This is a genomic window from Nostoc paludosum FACHB-159 (genome assembly GCF_014698835.1).
GTDB classification, from domain to species: Bacteria; Cyanobacteriota; Cyanobacteriia; order Cyanobacteriales; family Nostocaceae; genus Nostoc; species Nostoc paludosum.
Map to the genome: position 1 here is coordinate 1 of NZ_JACJTU010000139.1, position 4,261 is coordinate 4,261.

Consider the following 4,261-nt stretch of genomic DNA (forward strand, 5'->3'; position numbering starts at 1 on the left):
TAGAACTTATGGCACTAATGAACAAAAATTAAATTATATTCGCCAAGTATCGACTCATTACCAAACACTATTTGAACAGGAAAATGGCGAAAAGTCGAAACCAATCACACAAGGATACAAATCATTAATGCAACAGTTTGTTGCACTCGCCCAGTCTCAAGCTCCTGAAGCGATAGAACAAGCCGCAGATGTTAATCGCCTTCTTTACCGCCAAGCTACTGAAGAGGGATGCTACCAAAACCAAATAGCAGTCGATTTATTCAAAAGTTCTAAAAAACCTGAGATGGATTTAATCAGGGAAAACAGCCGCTATTTGTATCGTGATGTTAACTATATTAAAGATAAAAAGTCCCGTTCAGTTTATATAAATGAAGGGATTACACCTACTGGCTATTCACCAGTAGAACTTCTGATTAGCCAAACTAACAAATATTTCCAAGAGTCCCAACTTGAATCTCGCCCTATAGTCCAATTCAGCAATCTATTTAAAGGAGTAGAATTCACACCGCAACAGAGATTTAGCGCTTACGCTGCCAAGTACAAATTTGATCGCCTGTACAACACCGCCGTAGCAATGGAGAAGCGGCGCCAGACAGAGCGAGGGCCCAGTGTCATCATCCAAACGCAGCAGAAGAGGAAGTTGGAAATCACAAACCTCGTTCGCTACGGTCATCCAAGCATTAAAAAAGCGCAGACGATTAATCTAAAACTAGAAACAGACAACCCATCCTCAAAGCTGCTAGCTCTAGCCCAAATCAACAACGAACTTGGTGAGGATGGCCAGCCCAAGTACCGTAGACTAGGCACCCTCAGCCCACAGTCTATTGAAGAAAATGGACTCAAACCTGGGATGTCAGCCAGTAACGCTTGTGTGGTTGAGTTTCGACCCGAACTAACCAAAGAGCAAACGAGATTGATGTTCTCGCAAGCTTATAAATTCGCTGAAGAATTTCGTTCGAGCATACCACAACAAGAGCGATTGTCGGCGGCGGCGGCGGCGTGGAGTGTGGGGGCGGCGAGGCAGGATGAATTGGAAGATAGGCAGTCTCAAAATAAATCTACGATCCAGAAAAAAAATCCCAACTTTGTGTTTGCGGCGTTTGGCGATGAAATCATATCCCGGCTGGGGGAGCTGCAATTTACCGAGTTAAGAGTGGGGACTCTGAGTAATGAGGCGAACCAATTCAAGGATAAAACTTGGAATCGGGATGAGAAATACGCAATTGAGATTAGGGCATCACACCATCCACCGGAGCATGAACGCCATGCTTCGAGATTAGTGTTTGTGCAAGATGGTGATAGTGAATATAAAGAATTTGCACCACTAGAGCCGAGAACGGGACAATTGCCCATCGGTACAAAGGCGATGGCTAATGTGTTGCCAGGGGAAACATACACAGCCTCTGCCACAATTTCTCTTCCAGGCAATGAGCCAATAGAGTTTACTATTAGAGAAATTAAGAAATTTGCTTATGCCGACAAACTTTTTCATGCTCAAGAGGTGATGTTATCTATTGGAACAGTACCAGTACCGAATGAAACAGTAAAAATTAAGTTAGATGGTCAAGTGTTAGGAGAGTTGGACGCTGATTCCCTCAAACAGCTTCAAGCATTTAATTATGTTAAAGATGGTAATCCCCTCAATTTAAAACTAACAACTATTTCCGACAGTAAAAATTATGCGTTCTTGATTGCTGAATCTCCCAATGGCAATTTGCTGAAGATTGATAAAATTAATTCTTATGATTATAAAGGCAAGATTTTTCGTGACGGTGAATATAGAAAAATCACCTTAGAAGTGCCACCATTAAAAACAAGAGATGCAGTATTTCTGGATGGGGAGCCGCTTGGAGTAGTACATTTTAAAAAGGATAAAGAAGCTCTCAAAGAATTGGGAGTTTTGAATTTTGGGAGACTGACTCCAGTACCAGCCACATTGCAAAGTAATATCTCAACAACAATGATTGTGAAAATCGACCCCGCTACAGTTGAGTATCCCGAAGTTTGGACGAAAGAAAGTCAAGCGTTTAGTCAACAGATAACTAACGAAGAACAGCAAGCAGCGATAGAAAAAACTGCGGCAATTCTCTACAAAATAAAAGAGCGTCCTACAATATTATTTGCCACATCAGAAGATAAAATGCTGGGATTGACTCAACTCGTGGTAGATAATCATAAGCTTTCAGCAGTAACTAACTGGCTTACTGACAAAAACATTGCGATTTCCCAACTGCCACCAGAAGATGTACCACTGGAAACTAAAAAGGGCTTGGCTGTTTTTACCTTGGCTAACTCATCCATCCCTGAACCAGTATTTGGTTTGATGACCAAGAAGTTTGGTGAGGTGATTGAATCTGAATCAGAGTACAAAGAGAAAGTGCTTACGCTGCCTGAGCGTCCAAAACATTTGAAACCACCACAGCCAGTCGTTAGTACACTATCATGTCAGGCATCAGCCCAAACGCCACAGCCGCAGCAGCAAAATAAAGCTGCACCTAGCCAAGAATCTCAAACCGTAACCATCGACCATCTGCGCTCGTGGTACATTGCGGCTGATAATTTAAGTAAGCCAGAAGCCTACAAGCAACGAATTGTCGAAATTGCATTGGAGTTCAAAGTTACTAATCAATTATCAGCAAAAGCCCTGGCCGCAATGGAAAAAGATACAGTCAGCCGAATTGCCCAAATTTCTCAAAAATTGGCATCAAATTTAGGTCAGAGCGCGGATGATGGTACTGCCCGTGTTCAAGGTAAAGTTTACGATTTGATGTTGAACGAAAAGCAGAAAGACTTGGCGATCGCTCACAAAAACGGCGAACAAATTCTAGTTGTCAAATCTGGCCAAGTGCAGATCAACAAAGTTACTCCTCAAGTTTTGCACTCTTTCGAGAGTGCTAATAGCAAACTTGATGAAGTTTTAGAAAAAAATCAAAAACAGGCAACAGGGTTGCAAAGGTAAAACTTAGAAAAGGCACAGTTCAATCAACACTCACTTAGGACTTTACACTTGGGACAGCAAGTTACTACAACAGGCAAGCAGTAGGTGAAATATTGTGAGCAATCTTGCCAAATCCTTTATACTTTATATATATGCTCGTTCCTAATTTTCAGTTACATTGCTAGTAATATCTTGCAACATAAGATTCATCTTTTGTGAATTCCAAGTACTAATATCAATTGATGATTTATAACTTTGAATTGCTGCATGATATTCTGATTCTGTGTTATACTGTTCCTCAAAAAACTGACAGTCTTTAAAACCATAAATAATATGATTAGAATCAATCATTTTCATGAATGGTAAAGGGCAGATAAACAGTTTCATGCTCTGAGAAAGTCCAAGCATATAACCATAAAAATAACTCCAGAAAGAATTTATTTCCTGCCGAGAGAATTCGGAATCAAACGGGTCATGTAATATATCATTTTTGTGATCCTTCAGTTCATTATCTGAAATTTTGTATAAACCAAAATCAAGCGAACCACGATGGTCGTAAATTTTCAGCAAATAAAATAAATCGCCTCTTTCTTTTTTAATTACTAGTAATAACGGGAAATAGAATGAGCCTTTCCAATCATCATAGTAATCACTACTTTCTCCAAGTAACCACGTTAAGATAACAAATGATTTTCCTAAACTGAGCTTATCCTTGTCCCTACGGTATGGTGAATAAAGTTGCTTATAGAGTGTGTAATCTTCTTTGATTGGAATGCTATTCTTTCTAAGCTTTGCATATTCGTAGTCGTCCAATCTCCAAAACTGATATTTGATATTATTTAATTCAATTTCGATTTTGCTACGCTCTTTAATTTGTCTAACTACTTGCCTCATATATTTAGCTCTAATCAGCAATATGTTTTATAGTATTAATGTACTATATTTGAGGTTTAAATTCTAGGTTTTGCTGGTTAGGCACAAACCCGAAATAAATCTAAACTCCAGTATTAAAACGAATAACCGACGGGAGCCCACTCAAAACCACCAAGACTTGGGATTTATTTTTAAGGATCTCCCCGAAGCGGTGCAGTAGTCACTGGGAAAGCATTACGAGTTTTGCCAATTCTTCCTCCAGTTACAGATAATAGTGTTAGGGCTAATTATTTAAGAGGTCTAATTGTGGTCTTTGCTGAAACTAGCTCCTCAGATATAGTAGGAACTCGCCTGACATTAGACGAGTATCGGGCAATCGAACAAACCAGCCCAGAACGTCATGAATACCGTAATGGAGAGATTATTACTATGTCGGGTGGTTCAGAAGCC

At 39.9% G+C, this 4,261-nt stretch carries 1 protein-coding gene and 2 pseudogenes; 2 read left to right on the forward strand and 1 reads right to left on the reverse strand.

The window, feature by feature from the left end; translation table 11 throughout:
* Positions 1 to 2,959, forward strand: a pseudogene (locus tag H6H03_RS39330) (hypothetical protein); the annotation flags it as partial.
* 141 nt (positions 2,960 to 3,100) lie between these two features.
* On the opposite strand, the gene H6H03_RS39335 reads toward H6H03_RS39330, so the two are convergent.
* Positions 3,101 to 3,832 (reverse strand): hypothetical protein, encoded by a 732-nt coding sequence (locus H6H03_RS39335; RefSeq protein WP_190960385.1) that lies wholly within the window; start codon positions 3,830 to 3,832, stop codon positions 3,101 to 3,103.
* 285 nt (positions 3,833 to 4,117) lie between these two features.
* Between H6H03_RS39335 and H6H03_RS41070 the strand changes: the two are divergent.
* A pseudogene (locus tag H6H03_RS41070) lies at positions 4,118 to 4,261 on the forward strand (Uma2 family endonuclease); the annotation flags it as partial.

What these genes read in the sequence shown, in the direction of transcription:
- H6H03_RS39335 (WP_190960385.1), bottom strand. Translation starts at nt 3,832, where the DNA reads ATGAGGCAAGTAGTTAGACAAATTAAAGAGCGTAGCAAAATCGAAATT.